19 protein-coding genes are annotated in these 17,211 nt (G+C 59.0%); 4 read left to right on the forward strand and 15 right to left on the reverse strand.

Features of this window, described 5'->3' with window-relative positions; all coding sequences use genetic code 11:
- Positions 1-60: 60 nt before the first annotated feature.
- Positions 61-1,263: an NAD(P)/FAD-dependent oxidoreductase gene (locus ACA054_RS19875; RefSeq protein ID WP_497685783.1), complete on the reverse strand. Its 1,203-nt coding sequence runs from the start codon at positions 1,261-1,263 to the stop codon at positions 61-63.
- Positions 1,264-1,563: 300 nt separating this feature from the next.
- Between ACA054_RS19875 and ACA054_RS19880 the strand changes: the two genes are divergently transcribed.
- A complete protein-coding gene (locus tag ACA054_RS19880; RefSeq protein WP_497685784.1) occupies positions 1,564-2,133 on the forward strand; it encodes an RrF2 family transcriptional regulator in 570 nt (189 codons plus the stop codon).
- Between the two features lie 3 nt (positions 2,134-2,136).
- On the opposite strand, the gene ACA054_RS19885 is transcribed toward ACA054_RS19880, so the two are convergent.
- Together ACA054_RS19885 and ACA054_RS19890 are read right to left on the reverse strand one after the other, a co-directional pair.
- On the reverse strand, positions 2,137-2,475 hold the full coding sequence (locus ACA054_RS19885) for a hypothetical protein (RefSeq protein WP_497685785.1): 339 nt from the start codon (positions 2,473-2,475) through the stop codon (positions 2,137-2,139).
- 73 nt (positions 2,476-2,548) lie between these two features.
- Positions 2,549-2,767, reverse strand: coding sequence for a hypothetical protein (locus tag ACA054_RS19890; RefSeq protein WP_497685786.1), 219 nt, complete (start codon positions 2,765-2,767; stop codon positions 2,549-2,551).
- A 169-nt stretch (positions 2,768-2,936) separates the two neighbouring features.
- Here ACA054_RS19890 and ACA054_RS19895 point away from each other — a divergent pair, with 169 nt between their 5' ends.
- Both ACA054_RS19895 and osmE read left to right on the forward strand, forming a co-directional pair.
- Positions 2,937-3,176 (forward strand): hypothetical protein, encoded by a 240-nt coding sequence (locus tag ACA054_RS19895; RefSeq protein ID WP_497685787.1) that lies wholly within the window; start codon positions 2,937-2,939, stop codon positions 3,174-3,176.
- A 12-nt stretch (positions 3,177-3,188) separates the two neighbouring features.
- Positions 3,189-3,542 carry an osmotically-inducible lipoprotein OsmE gene (gene osmE, locus ACA054_RS19900; RefSeq protein WP_497685788.1) on the forward strand — a complete coding sequence of 118 codons (354 nt, stop codon included), beginning with the start codon at positions 3,189-3,191 and terminating at the stop codon, positions 3,540-3,542.
- 5 nt (positions 3,543-3,547) lie between these two features.
- Here the strand turns inward: osmE and ACA054_RS19905 are convergent, their stop codons facing one another.
- The 8 genes from ACA054_RS19905 to ACA054_RS19940 form a co-directional block, all read right to left on the reverse strand.
- Positions 3,548-4,561, reverse strand: a complete 1,014-nt coding sequence (locus tag ACA054_RS19905; RefSeq protein ID WP_497685789.1) for an ABC transporter substrate-binding protein — start codon at positions 4,559-4,561, stop codon at positions 3,548-3,550.
- Positions 4,558-5,100 (reverse strand): sigma-70 family RNA polymerase sigma factor, encoded by a 543-nt coding sequence (locus ACA054_RS19910; RefSeq protein WP_497685790.1) that lies wholly within the window; start codon positions 5,098-5,100, stop codon positions 4,558-4,560. The genes ACA054_RS19905 and ACA054_RS19910 overlap by 4 nt, the downstream gene beginning before the upstream one ends.
- 117 nt (positions 5,101-5,217) lie before the next feature.
- Positions 5,218-6,009: a phosphate/phosphite/phosphonate ABC transporter substrate-binding protein gene (locus ACA054_RS19915; RefSeq protein ID WP_497685791.1), complete on the reverse strand. Its 792-nt coding sequence runs from the start codon at positions 6,007-6,009 to the stop codon at positions 5,218-5,220.
- Positions 6,010-6,221: 212 nt separating this feature from the next.
- Positions 6,222-7,163 (reverse strand): fatty acid desaturase, encoded by a 942-nt coding sequence (locus ACA054_RS19920; RefSeq protein WP_497685792.1) that lies wholly within the window; start codon positions 7,161-7,163, stop codon positions 6,222-6,224.
- A gap of 474 nt (positions 7,164-7,637) precedes the next feature.
- Positions 7,638-8,663, reverse strand: a complete 1,026-nt coding sequence (locus ACA054_RS19925) for an IS110 family RNA-guided transposase (RefSeq protein WP_497685739.1) — start codon at positions 8,661-8,663, stop codon at positions 7,638-7,640.
- 150 nt (positions 8,664-8,813) lie between these two features.
- Positions 8,814-9,938 (reverse strand): IS481 family transposase, encoded by a 1,125-nt coding sequence (locus ACA054_RS19930; RefSeq protein WP_497685793.1) that lies wholly within the window; start codon positions 9,936-9,938, stop codon positions 8,814-8,816.
- Positions 9,939-10,296: 358 nt separating this feature from the next.
- On the reverse strand, positions 10,297-11,724 hold the full coding sequence (locus ACA054_RS19935) for an IS1182 family transposase (RefSeq protein WP_497685794.1): 1,428 nt from the start codon (positions 11,722-11,724) through the stop codon (positions 10,297-10,299).
- Positions 11,725-12,388: 664 nt separating this feature from the next.
- Positions 12,389-12,586: a DUF2188 domain-containing protein gene (locus ACA054_RS19940; RefSeq protein ID WP_272602648.1), complete on the reverse strand. Its 198-nt coding sequence runs from the start codon at positions 12,584-12,586 to the stop codon at positions 12,389-12,391.
- A gap of 218 nt (positions 12,587-12,804) precedes the next feature.
- On the opposite strand from ACA054_RS19940, the gene ACA054_RS19945 reads away from it, so the two are divergent.
- Positions 12,805-13,167 carry an NUDIX hydrolase gene (locus tag ACA054_RS19945; protein WP_497685795.1) on the forward strand — a complete coding sequence of 121 codons (363 nt, stop codon included), beginning with the start codon at positions 12,805-12,807 and terminating at the stop codon, positions 13,165-13,167.
- Between the two features lie 10 nt (positions 13,168-13,177).
- Here the strand turns inward: ACA054_RS19945 and ACA054_RS19950 are convergent, their stop codons facing one another.
- From ACA054_RS19950 to benA, 4 genes are all read right to left on the reverse strand, one after another.
- Positions 13,178-13,951, reverse strand: coding sequence for a 1,6-dihydroxycyclohexa-2,4-diene-1-carboxylate dehydrogenase (locus tag ACA054_RS19950; RefSeq protein WP_497639302.1), 774 nt, complete (start codon positions 13,949-13,951; stop codon positions 13,178-13,180).
- Positions 13,952-14,103: 152 nt separating this feature from the next.
- Positions 14,104-15,117 carry a benzoate 1,2-dioxygenase electron transfer component BenC gene (benC, locus tag ACA054_RS19955; RefSeq protein ID WP_497685796.1) on the reverse strand — a complete coding sequence of 338 codons (1,014 nt, stop codon included), beginning with the start codon at positions 15,115-15,117 and terminating at the stop codon, positions 14,104-14,106.
- A 10-nt stretch (positions 15,118-15,127) separates the two neighbouring features.
- Positions 15,128-15,616, reverse strand: coding sequence for a benzoate 1,2-dioxygenase small subunit (gene benB, locus ACA054_RS19960; protein WP_497685797.1), 489 nt, complete (start codon positions 15,614-15,616; stop codon positions 15,128-15,130).
- On the reverse strand, positions 15,613-16,977 hold the full coding sequence (benA, locus tag ACA054_RS19965; protein WP_497685798.1) for a benzoate 1,2-dioxygenase large subunit: 1,365 nt from the start codon (positions 16,975-16,977) through the stop codon (positions 15,613-15,615). The genes benB and benA overlap by 4 nt, the downstream gene beginning before the upstream one ends.
- Between the last annotated feature and the right edge of the window lie 234 nt (positions 16,978-17,211).

Raw genomic sequence — 17,211 nt, forward strand, 5'->3', positions numbered from 1 at the left:
AAAAATCCCGCCTGGATATCTCCAGGCGGGATTTTTTGAATCACTCAACGTCACTCAGACTTAGGCAATCGGAATCAACGGATCCGCTGCCGCCCAAGCGCTTTCACGATCCGCCGCCGGCGGGTAGATCCACACCGTATTGATCTGGGTCTTCAGCGACTTGCCTTCCTGCCGGGTCAGCTTGACCTGACGATCCCAACCTTCGGTATAGACCGCGCCCCAGGCCCCCAGGTCCAGGCAGGTCACGTATTTGGGCTGGCTGTACGGCGTCGGGTCCACGCCGAGGACCTGCGCGGCAACGTTATTGCCGGCATGACGGCCCAGCACAATGGCGTGCTGGCAGGTCATCAGCGCATGGTTGCCGATGTTATCGCTAGCTGCGTAGGCAACGTCGCCGGTGGCGAAGATGTCGGGCTGGCCGATGACTTGCAGGTGAGCGTCGACGTGCAGTCGGCCCAGGTGGTCGCGTTCGGCGGGGATCTGCTCGGTCAGCGAGCTGGCACGCACGCCGGTGGTCCAGATAACGGTGTTGGCATCGATGCGCTGGCCGTCGGACAAGGTCACACCGTTCTCATCGACGGCGACAACCGAGGCTTTGAGCTGCCATTTGACGCCGGTTTCCTCACTGGCTTCGGCAATTTTCTCGGCGATTTCCGGGCCCATGGAACCGCCAACCTTGTCGCCACGATCGACGATGATCACCTTGATGTCTGCACCCTCGCCGAGGATGGCGCGCAAACGGGTCGGCATTTCAGTTGCCGTTTCAATGCCGGTGAAGCCACCGCCGGCCACCACCACCGTGTTGCGTGCCTGGCTCTGCGGTTGGTTGACAAGGGACTTGAGGTGGGCCTCCAGGCGCATGGCCTGTTCGATCTGATCGACGTCGAACGCATGTTCGGCCACACCTGGGGTGTCAGGCCGTGCGAGACGGCTGCCAGTGGCCAGAACGAGTTTGTCGTAGATGCAGACTTGTTTTTCGCCCCGGGCATCCACGTAGCCAACACGCTTTTGCTCGACGTCGATGGTCTCGGCGGCCCCCTTGATGAACCTGACGCCGACCGCATTGAACAGCTCGCCAATGGGAGCCGCAAGCTGGTGGGCGTTCGGCTCGTAGAAGCGTGGACGCACGCGCAGTTCGGCTTGAGGCGCCAACACCGTCACGTCAACGTCATTGTGACCGTGGATATCGAACAGGCGGGTGGCGCTCAAAGCGGTCCACATGCCACCGAAACCTGCGCCAATTACCAGGATGCGTTGTTTCATTTTTAACTCCAGGGGAAAAAACCAGGCATTGAATTGGGGTTAGGGTCAGGAGGTCGGCACCCGCTCTCTCTCTTGAAAGCGCCTTCCGCTCCCGACCTGACAACTACGACTTTATTGATCGTAGTTAATTCGAGCAAGATGTTTTTCTGAATGGTTCGAATCGATAGCATCGATAGACCGGCTAAACCGCACTGAGTCTGCGGTCCAGAGGGCCTTTCCAGCGACTGGAGAAAAATCGAGATCGTTGCCTGGCTAAGGAACAGCTGCTAATATTTACGACAACATTAGTCGGAGATCGATATGGCTCTTTACAGCGCAGGCGTCGAGTACGGCATTCACTGCCTGCTTTTCCTGGTGGGCAATAGTGGCGAGACCCGCGAGGCGAGCGTGCGTGACCTTGCAGAGCTGCAAGGCGTGCCGTTGGACTATCTGGCAAAAATCTTCACCAAACTGGCCAAGGCAAAACTGGTGGTCGCCACCGAAGGCGTACGCGGGGGTTTCAAGCTGGCGCGGCCGGCCGATGAAATCAGCCTGCTGGACATCGTCAATGCCGTCGACGGGCGCAAGGCCATTTTCGAATGCCGGGAAATTCGCGGTCGCTGTGCGCTGTTCGAAGGCGAGGTTCCCGAGTGGGCGGTGGACGGTCCTTGCTCGGTGCACGGCGCCATGTTGACTGCGCAGAAGCGCATGGAAGAAGCCCTGGCCCAGCAGACCATCCTGGACATCGCCAGAAAGGTCGGACGAAAAGCGCCGGCGCGGTTCAATGCGCAGGTCGACAGCTGGATGAGTGATCGCCGGGAAAAGAAAGGCACCGCGAGTGCCCAGGCCGATGCCGATCAACTTATCCAGGTCACCGAGATCGGCGGCTGAACCCTATAGGCAGTCCCGCACAGCCTGGCGCATGGCCCCTGACTTTGCCCAGGGCGGCCCCTGGTAAAGCGAGACCCGGCTGCCGTCCTTGTACTTGACGATATCCAGCACTTCATCGGCCGTTATGATGCTCGGCGCGGTAATCCGGTAGCCGTTGGAAATCGATGTCTGGGTTGTCTTGGCTATCTCCTGTTGCCACGCTGGCAATACACATGCCGCTACGTCCTTGGGTATCTTGTCGCTCGGTTTGTTGTAATTCGGCTCTCCCGGCACAAGGGACGCCGGCAACGAACACCCCGCCAACAACGCCATTACCACTCCCCCCATCAACATTCGACTCATGAAGCATCCTTAGACCTGAAAAAATAAAATGTAGCCTGTTGCCGCGCTGACAGCCATTTTGTTGCATCGAGCCTCAAGGGCTGACGTTGTGATCGCCGGGGTCCGGATAGGAGCGCTCGTTCAGATAGCTCGTCCAGCGTTCGAAGGCTTCGTGTTGCCATAAACTGACCCGCTCCCATTCAGGTCCGCTGAACTGGTGCTCCGTAATAAGTTTCATCATTTCGCTGGTGGCCGCATCCAGATCGGCTTTCAGTTCCTGGGCATGCGCTCTGAAGTCATCAGTGGTGGTCATTTTGAACGGTCCCTGCCCTGGTGAAATATCGGCACCTCACTACGACAGCGAATTTTGCGAAACGCGCAAATTTCCCGACCAATGGAAGCCCTTTGGCATTAGACGAACATAACGCCGGGCCACGGGAATGGGTCTAAAATTTCGTAGCACAAGGTTACGGGAGATCATCATGTGGCTTAACGAACATGAACAAACGCTTCGGCGTGATCTGCAGGGGCTTGCATCGGACCTGCGATGGTCGGCGGTAGAGCTTTTGCGCATTGCCGAACAATTGCGCCTGTCGGGGAACGATGTCGATGCAGAAGCCGTCAGGCGGCTGTGCGATTTGTTCCAGGGCGATGAACAACGGCTGTCGGGTTATGCCGAGGAAGTGAAGGCCAAGATCATCAGTCGAAACAAGGCTGATTAGCGGAGTCATACCGTGAACAAGGCTCTCTGCACGCTCGCCACTCTGATCACGGTGCTGATGGGCTGCAGCACCGATTCACAGCTCTATCGGGATCAGCCGTTGGTGGCGAAGGTCGAGACCGGGATGAGCAAGGGGCAGGTCGAGCAAATCGGCGGCCCACCCCTGTCGATCTCCGACCGCACGGTCGAGCCCGGCACCTGTTTCGACTACAACCTGACCCAGCCTGGTCATCAGCAACGGTACAACGTCAGCTTCGATGGCCGGGGTAAGGTCGATCATAAAGGCTTCATGACTTGTGCCGAATGGAGTCACGCGCAGCAAAAGGCCAGGGAACCGTCCCGCAGCAGCGGTGGCGGAGGCTATTGAGCCGCTTACAACCGCGCGGTGACACGCTCAGCCACCTCCCCCGGCACCCAGCCCTTCCAGATCTGCGGCTGGTCACGCAGGAAGGCTTCTGCCACCTGACGCGGTTGCAGGCGCTTTTCGCTCATCTGGCCGAGGGTATGGTTCAGCAGATCGATCGGCAGGTCGACCTTTTCGAAGAACGCCACCAGGTCCGGGTACTGCGCCTTGAAAGGCGCGGACACACCGATCGCCAGGCTGGCAGGCATTGACCGAGTGCCCTTTGGATGCGGGTTGTTGGCGTCGGCCAGGGTCTTCCAGGCTTCGGCGTCGAACGCCGGCTCGTCGAGTTTCACCAGTTTGTAACGTCCCAACAGCGGCGTCGGCGACCAGTAGTAGAACAGCACCGGTTTGCCACGACGGATCGAGGAAGCCACCTCGGCATCCAGTGCAGCACCCGATCCCGTGCGGAAGTTGACGAAGCTGTCGGTCAGGTCATAGGCCTTGAGTTTCTGACTGTTGACGATCTCCGAGGTCCAGCCGGTCGGGCTGTTGAGGAAGCGTCCACGACTTGGGTCTTCCGGGTCGCGGAACACGTCCTTGTAGCGGGCCAGGTCGGCGACGGATTTCAGGTCCGGGGCCAGGGGTTTGATGCCTCGTTCAGGGTCGCCCTTAATCACGTATTCCGGCACCCACCAGCCTTCGGTGGCGCCTTTGACCGTGTCGCCCAAACCAAACACTTTGCCTTCGGAAGCGGCTTTGACCCACGCCGGACTGCGCCCGGCCCACTCTTCGCCGATCACTTGAATATCGTTCTTGGCCAACGCCGCTTCGAGGCTGACGGTGCTGCCCGGCAAGGTGTCTGTCGGGTAGCCGTAGCCTTTCTCGACAATCACTCGAAGGATTTCGGTGATGAGGCTGCCGCTTTCCCAGGTGATATCACCGAAGTGGATCGGGGCGTTTTTTTCCGCCGCGGGAACCTGAGTTGCCACAAGGCTCAGGGCCAGCAGTGAACTGCCGAGCAGGGTTTTGAACGATCTCATGCGGAACTCCGGGTCAGGGAATTCAAGGGTTGGTTGGCGCTGTGCCGGGCACACAAGGCTTGGGAGCGAATCATGTAATCGCTTACCGAGCGTTGGGAAATGCCCAATCGGGCGGCAATTTGCGGGTAGGTCAGGCCGTCGATTCGCGACAACAGGAAGGTTGCCCGAACCTTGCCCGGCAAGCGTTCAAGCGTGCGTTCGAGGCCATTCAACGCCTGGGTCAGTTGCACCTGTTCTTCGGGCGAGATCGCTTGATGCTGATCAACGTGCTGCAACTGTTCGAGGTGCTGGCGTTCCAGATCGCGGCGGCGCCAGAGCTGATAGATCAACCGATGGGCTATGGTGGTGAGCAAGGCGCGAGGCTCGCGGATCGGGGTCAGCCCCGGCGATTCGAGCAACTGTAAAAAGGTCTCGGAGGCGATGTCTTCAACGCTGGAACTGGACCCCAGATGCCGGCGCAACCGTGCGCACAGCCAGGGGTAATGCGCGCGGAACAATCCGCCCACGTCGTTGCGATGGGAAAAGTCGGTGCCGGACATAGAGGCTCCAAGGGTTAGGGGTCGCTGAATGTCCGGTGATCCGGTGACGCGATCCTAGCAAGGAGCCTTATTCATTAATAATACTTAAAAAGCATTTTTATATTCCATACAAGAATTTCAACGCAGTCGTCCGAACCCCAGATCCTCGGCCTCTCGCTGGTAGTCGAGAACGACTTGATAGTCGCTTTCGGTAGCCGGCAGGATGTCTTGCAGACCGAGGATTTCGGCGACGTCAGGCAACGCCTGCAACGTCTGATTCATCACCTGGCGAATTTGCCCGGCCTGTTCTTCGGTGACGTTAGCCGCGGTGATGTAGGGCAACGTCGGACTGAATGCACTGCGACCGATAGTCCGTAGGTCGGCCACTTCGTCTTCGGCGTGTCGCGCCAGATAGGCAAAGGTCACGCTGTCGATGGCCGCCAGGTCGGCTTTATCTTCCCGCAACCAGCGCAGGCTTTCGCGGTGGCTGCCGCTGATACCGACACTGGCAAAAAACTGCCCCTCTCGATGCAGCGGCGCCAGCCGATGACGCAGCAGGTTCATGCCGCTGTTGGAATCTTCGCCATTGATCACACCGCGGCTGCCTCCGAAGGCCGGCAAGCTGCGCCGTGGGTCATCGGCGCGACTCAGCAGCAGGCTGCAATGATTACCACCGCTGCTGTCCGGCAGTTCGTAACGAGGACGACCGATGATCCGCACCCGGCCACGCAATGCCGTCATCAGCGGATAGCCGCAGGTCTGCGTCAACAGCAAGTGCGGGGACAGCCACAGATCCATCAGCGAAAGGCCCTCGGCGTTGCGGCGCGTCGCACCCAGGCGCTCGAGGATTTGGGTCAGCCAGCGCTCGTTGGCCTGGCGGACCGGTTCGGGGGCCACGTACATCAGTAATTCAGCGAGGTGTTGTGTCATCGAAAACCTTCCCATGCAACGTAATTCCAATTGTGGGAGCCTGTGTGGCGAGGGGATTTAGCGAAACGTCGCACCGCCCCGTTCGGCTGCGAAGCAGTCGCAAAGCCAGACAACTCGGTGTGCCTGAAGGAATGCTGGGGCCGCTTCGCGGCCCAACGGGGATAAATCCCCTCGCCACACAGGCTCGCTCCCACAGGGGATCTCATTCGCCATCAGTGGAATGGGTGTCTGGGGCTGTCGATGGCCTTCACCCCGTGCCGGCGCCATAACTGGCCATAACCCTGCACCAGAAACCCGCCGCTGCGCGCCAGCCATTGCTCGCGACGTGCGTGGTAAGCGCGGGGCAAGTCGTACCAGGGCAGTCCCGGCAAGTCGTGATGCACCAGGTGCAGGTTGAGGTTCAGGAACAGCCAGCGCCACGGCCAGGCGGCTTCATTGATGACCGTCCTTTGCTCGGGCTCGGCATGCGGACGGTGTTCATAGTAGGAGCGGATCATGGCAATCGATAGCGCCGGCACGCTGATCAGCAACAGGTAATGCCAGACCGGCAGCACGCTGTAGCGGGCGATAAACAGCAACATCAGCAGGGTCAACGTGCCGTGGGTCAGCCACATCGACCAGGCCTGGCGCTCACCCGCTTTCAGACGCTGCAGCTGTTCCCGGGCCAGCGCCAGCAAGGCCAGCGGAGCGCCCAGGATGAAACGACCCAGCACTGTTTTGTTCAGCCAGTGCAGGCCTTGTTCGAACAGTGAACTGTCCTGCCACTGCTCGGCGCTCAGGTAACGGCTTTCCGGATCGCGGCCAGGCAGGGTCAGGTCTTCATCGCGGTGATGCAATAAATGGCTGTCGCGATACAGGGTGTAGGGATACCAGACGGCGAACGGCGCGTAGCCGAGGATCTTGTTCAGCGATGCCCTGCGGGTGGGATGACCGTGAAGCAATTCGTGCTGCACCGACAACCAGAGCACCACCAAAGGGATCAACAACAATGTGCTCCAACACAGGCCCAACCAGCCACTGCCCAGCACGATGCCGAACCAGCCAGCGTACACGCCGATCAGCAGCAACCAGGTCGGCCACTCGGTGCGAGCGGTCAGGCGTTGGCGCAAAGTTTCGATTTCTACACGGTGAGCGGTATCGAAGTAATGGGGCATGGCGTTGCTCAGATCGGGGACCAGTCCTCTTCTGTGCAACGGTGTTGGGTTTTCTTGCAGATTATTTTATTCGTCAAACCGGCCAAGTGGCAGACAGCGCTACTCCCCAAAGATAAAAGCCCCGGAGAACCGCAATGCTGTTCACTTAAGTATGGGGTTGTATATAGGAATTGGATTGGGGGATATCCATTGCTGCGGTAACGGCCACCTATGGTTTCGCTCTTACATCTATGGTTACCCCCTTTTCTGCAATACTGTTTTTGATGCGTGTTTGGCTTGCTTTCATCTATTCGGCGTCTGAGTGGGGGTGTCGCCCCGCGCCTCGATGAGAATCGATGCCCAACGATCCTTATTAGCGAGACGGCCTTTCAGCCGTGTAAGAGCCCAGGGTTGTCGTCAGGCCGGTTGGCCGTTCACGTCATCAGTTATCCAGCATCGCAAAACCAGGTGGGTGGTGCTCGGGTGACAGCAAGGTCAGGCGTTCATCGCGCTTGGCCCTGCATCGAATTCAGTACGGTGTGCCGCAATCGCCCAGGCGATCCTCGCCAGCTTGTTGGCCAGCGCGCAAACCACGTGGTTGGAATGATGGCGGGCCAGTAGCTGCCGGACCCAGTCCGCCAGCCAGCCTTTCTGGTGGTCCAGATGCATCAGGTACACCCGGGCGCACTGGACCAGCAAGCGTCGCTGGTTGCGATCTCCGCGCTTGCTGATGCCCAACAACACGCTCTTGCCACCCGTGGAATGCTGCTTGGGCACCAGGCCGATTGAGGCCGAGTAGCCTCGGCCGCATTTGAACTGTTTGCCATCGCCCAACTCGGCGGCCAGGACGGTGGAGGTGATCGGGCCGACGCACGGCATGGTCATCAAGCGAGATGCCAGATCATCTTCAGCGGCCTGGCATTGCAACTCCTTGTCCAGCGACTTGATCTCCTCTTCCAGATTCTTGAAATGTCGATACAGCCTCGTCAGATTTTTTTTGAAGGGCTCAGACATTGAACTCGCCTCAAGCAGCGCCGGCAGAGTGTTGATCGATTTGAAGCCGGGGGCCAGGCTGACGCCAACCTCCAGAAGGGCTGCATGAATCCGATTGGCGGTTGCAGTGCGATCCTTGATGAACGCATCGCGTATCGAGTTGGACATGGCCAGCACCTGCTGGGTCTGGGTTTTGGGCGGCACAAAGCGCATCGTCGGGCGAGTCGCTGCCTCGCAGATCGCTTCGGCATCGGCGAAGTCGTTTTTGTTGCTTTTCACGTAGGGACGTACAAGATGAGGGGCAATGAGCTTGGGTAAATGTCCAAGCTTTGCGACCTCCTGTGCCATGAAATGGGCTCCACCACAGGCTTCCATCACCACGGTGCAAGGTTCGACATTTGCCAGATGCTGGATGAGCGCGGTACGCGTAAATTTTTTGCGGTAGAGCTCATGCCCGCGATCATCTTGAGCATGCAAATGAAAGGTGTGTTTTCCCAGGTCGATGGCGGCAATAGCTACTTTGTTCATGGCAATGGTCTCCGGTGAGCCCCCGGTGAAAGCTTAGTGGGCGATCACCGGGGGCGGCGGGGGTAGCCATTTCATTAGCGAGTCCCTTTTTCAAATGCCTGTACGGACCGGACACATGGTTGACGGGTGTGCAGGGACATGGTGGACACATTATGACCCATAGTCAGGTTTGCTCACGTCGAACGTTCTCAGGAAGTGATGGCAGAAGTAGACATCAAAGAGTCCATTCCTTTCAGGGTTAGGGCGTATTGCGATGTGCTGCCCAACCAAGCCCTTGGCGATGCTGAAATAGCGTTTTTGAAAGCGGAATCGGCTGTGATAAACCTTGGCCAACACATCGTCCGGCCCGTATTCAAACTCCGATAACTGCTGCGGATAAGCCCAAGGGCTAGAGCGATACCGGTCCATTGGCACTTGGTAGTTCAACGCTTGATGAGGCCGTTGCAGGTTATAAACCTCCCGCCATCGATCAAACGCTGATTGAGCCTCCTTGACCGTGGAAAACTGACGTCCATCAAGCACTTCGGCCTTGAGTGAGCGGTGGAAGCGCTCGATCTTTCCATTGGTTTGGGGATGGTAAGGGCGGCTGAAGCTGACCCGGATTCCTAAACGAATCAGCCAGATACTCAGCTCTGTGATTTCACCTGGATTGCGCGGCGAGCCCCATGGCGGGCCGTTATCAACATTGATGCGAGCGGGTAATCCGAAGCGCTGGAATACCTCAATCAGCTTTTCCTTCACCGTGGCTCCACGCTCGTTATCACAAGCCTGAATAGCTAAATTGAATCGTGAGTGGTCGTCCAACAAAGTCAGGGGATGGCATCGGCCTTCTTGCGTTGAGAAGTGCCCTTTGAAATCCATCTGCCAAAGATCGTTCGGCGCATCGTGTTCAAATCTCAGCTTGGCCTCTTGCTCATTCTGAGCAGGCTGAATCAGCCCGTGCCGGTGCAGGACATTGGTGACGGTGCTGGGAGCGATCTGCTTTTTCAAGATGGTGCTGATTGTGCGTCCGCCCCAGGCTGGATGTTCTTGCCTGAGGGCTAAGACTTCCGCCTCCAAAGCAGCAGGGGTCAGCTTGGGGCTGGTAGCCGGTTTGCGGGACTTCTCTTGCAGTCCCGACTGACCGTGCGCCTCGTAGCGGTTGAGCCACTTGTAGGCCGTTTGCGGACTGATGCCGAACCGTCGACACAGTTCGCGTTTATTGCTGCCGGGTTGCCGTGCTAAGGCAACAAACTCTTCTTTCAGGCTCATGGTATCTCTCGTGTCCCAGGGCATGGTGGTTTTCCGGCGAAGTTGGTTCGCCGAAAAGTGTCCACCATGTCCCCGCACACCCATCAACCATGTGTCCGGTCCGTACACAAACGCCAAAAAGGAACCAAAAGGCTTTGCCCCCCCACTTGGTGCCTCGCTAGGGCTCGGCATGCCCTCGCTCCGGTCCTGCTCCGTGGGCCCGCCGCGATGGGCCATCCTTGGCCCAGAGTGTGTAAAAACACATGAAAACATCGTCGGCACGTAGCGCCGACCGGTGTTGGCCAGCTGATTAAAACCTGAAGCACTCTTGTAGCTCCAAGCGGCCCCTACAAGCGCTAGCAAGGCTCCATAGCTTGATTAACGGGGCAAAACGGCAGCCTTTTCAGGCCGCCAGCGCTTTCATCAGACCCTGTGCACCGAGGATCTTCATCACCCTTTTCCAGTTGTAAGCGAGCACATTCAAGCTCATTTCGGTGCTCACCCCCGTCAGCCTACGCGTCAGAAAATGCGTCGCCCCCATCCATTGTTTCAGCGTCCCGAAGGGATGCTCGACGGTCCGCTTGCGGATGCTCATCATCTGCGGCGCATTGTCCAGACGGTCCTGCATTTCCTCCAGCACCGCCTCATGTTCCCAGCGCCGAACCTTTCGCTCTCTGGCCGGTGTGCATTGCGCCTTTATCGAGCAGGATCGGCAGTTGGATCTCCAGTAAACGTCCAGCTTCTTGCCCTTATCGATGTAAGAGGAACGCCAAATCAGCACTTCCTTGGCGGGACAGATGTACACATTTTTGTCCGCGTCGTAGACGAAAGCGTCATTGCCGAAACGGCCATCGAATTTGGCCCGGGAGCTCAGCGTCTTCGGCACATAAGCAGTGATCCCTGCCTCGTGGCAGGCCAGGATTTCTCCGCTTTTGTAATACCCTCGATCCGCCACCACCGACAACGATTCGAGTTGCATCGCCTCACGGGCCTGCTGGGCCATCGAGCTGAGCTGATCACGGTCGTGACCGACATTGGTCACCTCGTGCGCGACGATCAAATGGTGCTTGGTATCGACCGCTGTCTGCACGTTATAACCCACGATTCCATTACCGCTCGTCTTCATCGAGCGCGCGTCCGGGTCGGTCAGTGAGATCTGTTTGTCCGGCGATGCTTCAAGCTGTACTTCAATCTCCTGAAGCGCCTTCATCCGCTCCTTCAGTTTGGCGATTTTCTCTTCCAGGCCGCCCTTGTGCCCTGAAGACGTGGGCTCTTCCCGATCAGCCTCATCCAGCGCCTTCAGATAACGGGCAATGCTTGATTCGATGTCTTCCATCCGGCGCTTCAGCTTGGCGCTGGTGAAATTGCGGTCACGGTGGTTCACCGCTTTGAATTTGCTGCCATCGATGGCAACGAAATGTTCCGAGAAAAGCCCCAGTTGCTGACACAGCACGACGAATTGCTGGCAGACGCCTCGAATGGCTTTGCCGTTGTCTTTGCGGAAGTTGGCGATGGTCTTGAAGTCCGGCCGCAGGCGACCAGTCAGCCACATCAGTTCGACGTTGCGCTGCGCCTCGCGCTCAAGGCGCCGGCTTGACTGGATACGGTTGAGATAGCCGTAGATGTAGATCTTCAGCATGACTGCGGGGTGGTAAGCCGGTCGGCCGGTTTCAGCAGGGACAGCGCTTTCAAAACCCAAGGCGATCAGGTCGAGTTCATCCACGAAGACATCGACAACGCGCACGGGATTGGCGTCGCTGACGTAATCGTCCAGGCTCTCGGGGAGCAAGGTAGTTTGACCTCGGTGTTCACCTTGAATGAAGCGTTTCATGGGCAGCCCTTGCGATGAATTTCCTGGGGGGAATCATAGCAAGGGTTGGCTGGAGTTTTGACACACTCTGGGCCCAGCGCGGCTAAACCGGCGTCCTGCCGGTTTACCCACTGCGCAATGCCTGCGTTCGGCCATCGTGGTTAACGGGGCGCCCAAATCTAAAGCCAAAGCGAGGCGGCCTGACAGCCGACCTGACTTTTCCGGCTGTACCTGATCCCCTGTGGGAGCGAGCTTGCTCGCGATGGACGTCAACGATAATGCGCCCTGTCTGAAGGATCGCGTTGTCTGTACGTTCATCGCGAGCAAGCTCGCTCCCACAGGGGATCGCGGATCAGCCAGTAATCAGGTCGGCTGTCAGGCCGCCTCGCTCTTGCTTTGGCTTTTGATTTTCTTGCCCCATCGAGAGGCCGAGTGGAGGTTCTGCGCAGTGGGTAAACCGGCATGGATGCCGGTTTAGCCGCGCTGGGCCAAGGATGGCCCATCGCGGCGGGCCCACGGAGCAGGACCGGAGCGAGGGTACCCCGAGCCTCAGCGAGGGGCCGAACGCCAGGGGCAAGAGCCCTTGGTTACTTGGGGCTCTTCCAAGTGACTCGCCGTAAGGGCGAAACCATAGGTAGCCGTTACCGCAGCAATGGATATACACCCAATACTGAAAAACGGGCCTTCATGTGGCTTGCTGATTACGAGGCTTGCCAGCACGGGCCTTGTAACCGGGCAGTGCAGCCGCAAAGGCCAGCGCCTCTTCCCGACTGGCAAACGAGCCAAGCCGGTCACCTTGGGTGCAGACCCGCCACGGGCCGTTGTTCACACTGAGTACGTCATAGCCGTTCATGTGCATTTTGTTCAACATCGGAACGCTCATAGTCACCTCCATCTTGGCAGTGATCACAGGGTTGACCTGCCTACCTTACACCCCCCTGCCGTGAAGATGCCGACCAGACGTCGAGTCAGGATACTGGCAGCGGGATTGCACTTTTAGACACCCTTGCTGCTCAAAATGTCCAGGCAATATGCAAAGGGTTGCGGCCCGAATATTGCATTTTTGTTACTGTTTTGTGACAACCTGGATTCAAAGAACCGATGAAAATACGCGCAACCGTGATTTGTGAGCAGGACCGGCACATTCTCCTGGTGCGTAAACCCAGGAGTCGCTGGACGTTGCCCGGCGGCAAGGTTGAACCCGGCGAGACCGCGCAGGATGCGGCCGTGCGCGAGTTGCAGGAGGAAACCGGGCTGGGCGCCGACGATATGCTGTACCTGATGGAGCTGGAAACAGGAGGTACTCGACACCATGTCTACGAAGCATCGTTGCTGAGTCCGGATCAGGCGCGGCCGCAAAACGAGATTTTCGATTGCATCTGGTACCCGCTGGACGCGGTGCATAACCTGAACCCCAGCGACGCCACGCTGCAGATCCTCAGAGCGTTTCAGCGTCGCCTGTAGTTCATGCGCCTCAGCCCTGGTCGCCACCGCCCACCGGCATGACCATGCCAGTGATGTAGGACGCCTCGTCGCTGGCCAGGAACAGAATCGCGCCTGCCTGCTCATCCAGAGTGCCGTAGCGCTTCATCAAACTACTGTCGAGGGTCTGATCGACGATCTGCTGATACCAGGCCTTCTCTTGCTCACTCTGCTCGGCACTGTTACGCGGAATAACCCGTGGCGGCGCTTCGGTGCCGCCGGGTGCAGTGGCGTTGACCCGAACACCGCGACCGGCGGTTTCGAACGCCAGGCAAGCGGTCAGCGCATTCACCCCGCCCTTTGCCGCGCCGTACGGCACACGGTTGACGCTGCGGGTGGCGATCGACGAAACGTTGACGATCGCGCCACTGCCCTGCTGCAACATGTACGGCAATGCGGCGTGGCAGCACCACAAGGTCGGAAACAGCGAACGGCGAACCTCGGCCTCGATCTGCGACGGATCGTAATGCTCGAACGGCTTGGTCCAGATGGTCCCGCCGACGTTATTGACCAGCACATCGAGACGACCAAAACGCTCCACGGCGCTTTGCATGACCCGGTTGCATTCGTCGTATTGCTCAAGGTCGGCAGTCAGGGCCAGGACCTCGCTGTGCTGGGCTAATTGCTGTTGAAGCTCGAATACCAATTCAGAGCGATCGACCAGAATCAGCTTCGCCCCTTCCGCCGCCATGCGCTCGGCCACGCGCCGACCGATGCCTTGGGCGGCGCCGGTGATCAGCGCGACTTTGTCGTGGAATCTGTTCATGTGTACCTCGATGGATGCCAACTGCCCCTGTGGGAGCCAGCTTGCTCGCGATAGCTGCCTCACAGGCGACATCAATGTTTAATGTTCTGGCCTCATCGCGAGCAAGCTCGCTCCCACATTGGATCATTGCCAGGCAGGGTGTTGCGCGCGACTCACGCCGCGCTGGCAGCAAATTTTTCGTAGTAGAAATTCGCAGGCTTGATGCCTTGCTCGCCGATGTACTTGCTGACCGCCTCCACCATCGGCGGCGGGCCGCACAGGTAGACGTCGACATCGCCATCGTTCAAATGTTTGGGTTCGATGTGCTGGGTCACGTAGCCCTTGAGCGGGTGCTGGCTGTCGGGGCTGGCCACGCAGGCGCTGTAAGTGAAGTTGGGGATACGTGCGGCGAAGGCTTCCAGGCGGTCGAGTTCTACCAGGTCGAAATCGTGGGTCACACCGTAGATCAGGTGCAGCGGGTGTTCACTGCCCTGCTCGGCGATCTTTTCCAGCATCGCGGTGAATGGCGCCAGCCCGGTGCCGCCCGCCAGCAGCAACAACGGCCGACGGATGTCGCGCAGATAGAAACTGCCCAGGGGACCTGCCAGGCTCATGCTGTCGCCGGCCTTGGCCATGCCGGTGAGGAAGCTGCTCATCAGGCCGCCAGGCACGTTGCGAATCAGGAAGCTGACTTCACCGTCACGCTGCAGCGAGCTGAACGAATAGGCGCGGGTCTGCTCGCTGCCCGGAATGCCCAGGTTCACATACTGGCCTGGCAGGAAGGCCAGTTTGCTCAAGGACTCGCCCTTGATCGACAGGGCGATGGTGCTGTCGGACAACTGGCGCACGGCACTGATGGTGGCGTCGTAGCTGGCCTGGCGGGTGCGGCAAACTTCCGAAGACGTCGGCACCCGCACCACGCAATCGCTCTTGGCGCGCATTTGGCAGGTCAGGACATAGCCTTGCCCGGCTTCTTCAGGGCTGAGGGCGTCTTCGATGTATTCCTCGCCCAGATCGTAGCTGCCCGCTTCGGCAAAACACTTGCAGGTGCCGCAGGCGCCGTCACGGCAGTCCAGCGGAATATTGATGCCCTGGCGGTACGCGGCATCGGCCACGGTCTCGCCGACATTGGCGTCGATGAACCGGGTGACGCCGTCTTCAAAATTGAACGCAATGGAATGGGTCATGACGGCAGCCTCACAAGTGGTAAACATCGATGACCTGGCGAACGTAGTCGTTCTTCAGGATCACTTTCTTGGCCTTGATCAGCGGGTTTTCACCGCGCACATCGAGGGTGTAGAAACTGCTGCCGAAATAGCTGTCGACGGTCTTGTAGCGAAAGCTCAGGGTGTGCCAGTTGAAGCGCACCTTGCACATCCCGTCGGCTTGTTCGAGCAGCTCGATGTTGCTGATGTTGTGGGACGTGCGGGTGTCCGGCACGCTGGCGCTGGAACGCTCGGTCTTGATGCGGAAGATGCGGTCTTCCAGGCCCGTGCGGTTGCCGTACCAGATCAGCGAAATTTCCCGCTGCGGGTCTTCCGTCAGTTCGTCGTTGTCGTCCCAGGACGGCATCCAGTACGTCGCGTCGGGGGCGTACATTTCCAGCCACTCATCCCACTGGCGGTCGTCGAGGTAGCGCGCCTCGCGGTAGAGGAAATCGCGCACGGTGTCGTAGGTAATGGTCATTGCACGTCCTCCACGGCGATCAGTTTCGACTGCTCGGCCGCCAGGGCCTTGAGCATGGTCTGCTGCCAATACTTGTGTTGCAGCACGAACAGGCCTTCGTCTTCGGTGCGCACGCCGCTGAGCAGCGGATGCAGGTCGATTTCCTTGGCTGCCTCATCGGCGCCTTCGATCCAGTGTTCGGCGCCACGGGACATGTCGTTCCAGGTGGTGACGCTGCCCTGGTAACTGGTCTGGCAGGAGCGGAACTCTTCCAGATCGTCCGGTGTGGCCATGCCGCTGACGTTGAAGAAGTCTTCGTACTGACGAATCCGGCTCGAACGTGCGTGGTCGCTTTCGCCTTTGGGGGCGATGCAATAGATGGTGATTTCCGTGCGGTTGACCGAGATCGGCCGGGCGATACGGATCTGCGAGCTGAACTGGTCCATCAGGTACACGTTGGGGTACAGGCACAGGTTGCGCGAGTTCTCGATCATCCAGTCGGCGCGGGCCTTGCCGAAGTCCTGGGCGAGTTCATCGCGACGTTCGTACAGCGGACGGTCCTCGGGATTGGCCCACCGGGTCCAGAGCAGCATGTGCCCCTTGTCGAAGGAGTAGAAACCCCCGCCCTGCTTGGCCCAGCTGCCGGCGCTCATGGTCGGGTTTTCGTCACCGGCTTCGCGCTGTTTGCGCTGGTTCTGGGTAGCGGCGTAGTTCCAGTGCACGGAGCTCACGTGGTAACCGTCGGCACCGTTTTCGGCGGTGAGTTTCCAGTTGCCTTCGTAGATGTAGCTGGAAGAACCGCGCAGTACCTCCAGGCCATCGGTGGACTGGTCGACGATCATGTCGATGATCTTCGCCGACTCGCCCAGGTGCTCGACCAGCGGCACCACATCGGCCTTGAGGCTGCCGAACAGGAAACCGCGATAGGACTCGAAACGCGCAACCTTGGTCAGGTCGTGGGAGCCTTCGCAGTTGAAGCTCGCCGGGTAGCCGGCCTGCGCCGGATCCTTGACCTTGAGCAACTTGCCGGAGTTGTTGAACGTCCAGCCGTGGAACGGGCAGGTGTACGAGCTTTTGTTGCCGGACTTGTGCCGGCACAGGGTCGCACCGCGATGACTGCAGGCGTTGATGAAGGCGTTCAACACACCGTCCTTGTTGCGCGCGATAAAGATCGACTGGCGCCCCATGGTGGTGGTGTAGAAATCGTTGACGTTGGGAATCTGGCTTTCGTGCGCCAGGTACAGCCAGTTGCCTTCGAAGATGTGTTCCATCTCCAGATCGAACAGGCGCGGATCGGTAAACATCTCGCGCTTGCAGCGATAGATGCCCTGCTCTGGATCGTCTTCAAGCAGGGACTCAAGGTATTCAGGTCGCAGGGTCATGGCCGCCGCCTCCATTGTTATTGTTCAGGCAAGGCTCATGCTAGGACGGGGCAATGGGACGGACTATCCGCGGGGTGCAGACCCTTATCCGTTTTGTGCAGGGAGCTGGCGTTGTGTCAGGCGACACCAACGTTGACAGTACCGCCCTCTTCGCGAGCAGGCTCGCTCCCACAGGGGCAACGCGATCCAATGTGGGAGCGAGCCTGCTCGCGATGGCGTCAGAGCAGGCAACAT

The sequence above is a fragment of the Pseudomonas sp. LBUM1653 genome, from assembly GCF_059716115.1.

Coding starts and splice junctions, on each gene's coding strand:
- ACA054_RS19875 (WP_497685783.1), bottom strand. CDS start 1,263: ATGAAACAACGCATCCTGGTAATTGGCGCAGGTTTCGGTGGCATGTGG.
- ACA054_RS19880 (WP_497685784.1), top strand. CDS start 1,564: ATGGCTCTTTACAGCGCAGGCGTCGAGTACGGCATTCACTGCCTGCTT.
- ACA054_RS19885 (WP_497685785.1), bottom strand. CDS start 2,475: ATGAGTCGAATGTTGATGGGGGGAGTGGTAATGGCGTTGTTGGCGGGG.
- ACA054_RS19890 (WP_497685786.1), bottom strand. CDS start 2,767: ATGACCACCACTGATGACTTCAGAGCGCATGCCCAGGAACTGAAAGCC.
- ACA054_RS19895 (WP_497685787.1), top strand. CDS start 2,937: ATGTGGCTTAACGAACATGAACAAACGCTTCGGCGTGATCTGCAGGGG.
- ACA054_RS19905 (WP_497685789.1), bottom strand. CDS start 4,561: ATGAGATCGTTCAAAACCCTGCTCGGCAGTTCACTGCTGGCCCTGAGC.
- ACA054_RS19910 (WP_497685790.1), bottom strand. CDS start 5,100: ATGTCCGGCACCGACTTTTCCCATCGCAACGACGTGGGCGGATTGTTC.
- ACA054_RS19915 (WP_497685791.1), bottom strand. CDS start 6,009: ATGACACAACACCTCGCTGAATTACTGATGTACGTGGCCCCCGAACCG.
- ACA054_RS19920 (WP_497685792.1), bottom strand. CDS start 7,163: ATGCCCCATTACTTCGATACCGCTCACCGTGTAGAAATCGAAACTTTG.
- ACA054_RS19925 (WP_497685739.1), bottom strand. CDS start 8,663: ATGAACAAAGTAGCTATTGCCGCCATCGACCTGGGAAAACACACCTTT.
- ACA054_RS19930 (WP_497685793.1), bottom strand. CDS start 9,938: ATGCCCTGGGACACGAGAGATACCATGAGCCTGAAAGAAGAGTTTGTT.
- ACA054_RS19935 (WP_497685794.1), bottom strand. CDS start 11,724: ATGAAACGCTTCATTCAAGGTGAACACCGAGGTCAAACTACCTTGCTC.
- ACA054_RS19940 (WP_272602648.1), bottom strand. CDS start 12,586: ATGAGCGTTCCGATGTTGAACAAAATGCACATGAACGGCTATGACGTA.
- ACA054_RS19945 (WP_497685795.1), top strand. CDS start 12,805: ATGAAAATACGCGCAACCGTGATTTGTGAGCAGGACCGGCACATTCTC.
- ACA054_RS19950 (WP_497639302.1), bottom strand. CDS start 13,951: ATGAACAGATTCCACGACAAAGTCGCGCTGATCACCGGCGCCGCCCAA.
- benC (WP_497685796.1), bottom strand. CDS start 15,117: ATGACCCATTCCATTGCGTTCAATTTTGAAGACGGCGTCACCCGGTTC.
- benB (WP_497685797.1), bottom strand. CDS start 15,616: ATGACCATTACCTACGACACCGTGCGCGATTTCCTCTACCGCGAGGCG.
- benA (WP_497685798.1), bottom strand. CDS start 16,977: ATGACCCTGCGACCTGAATACCTTGAGTCCCTGCTTGAAGACGATCCA.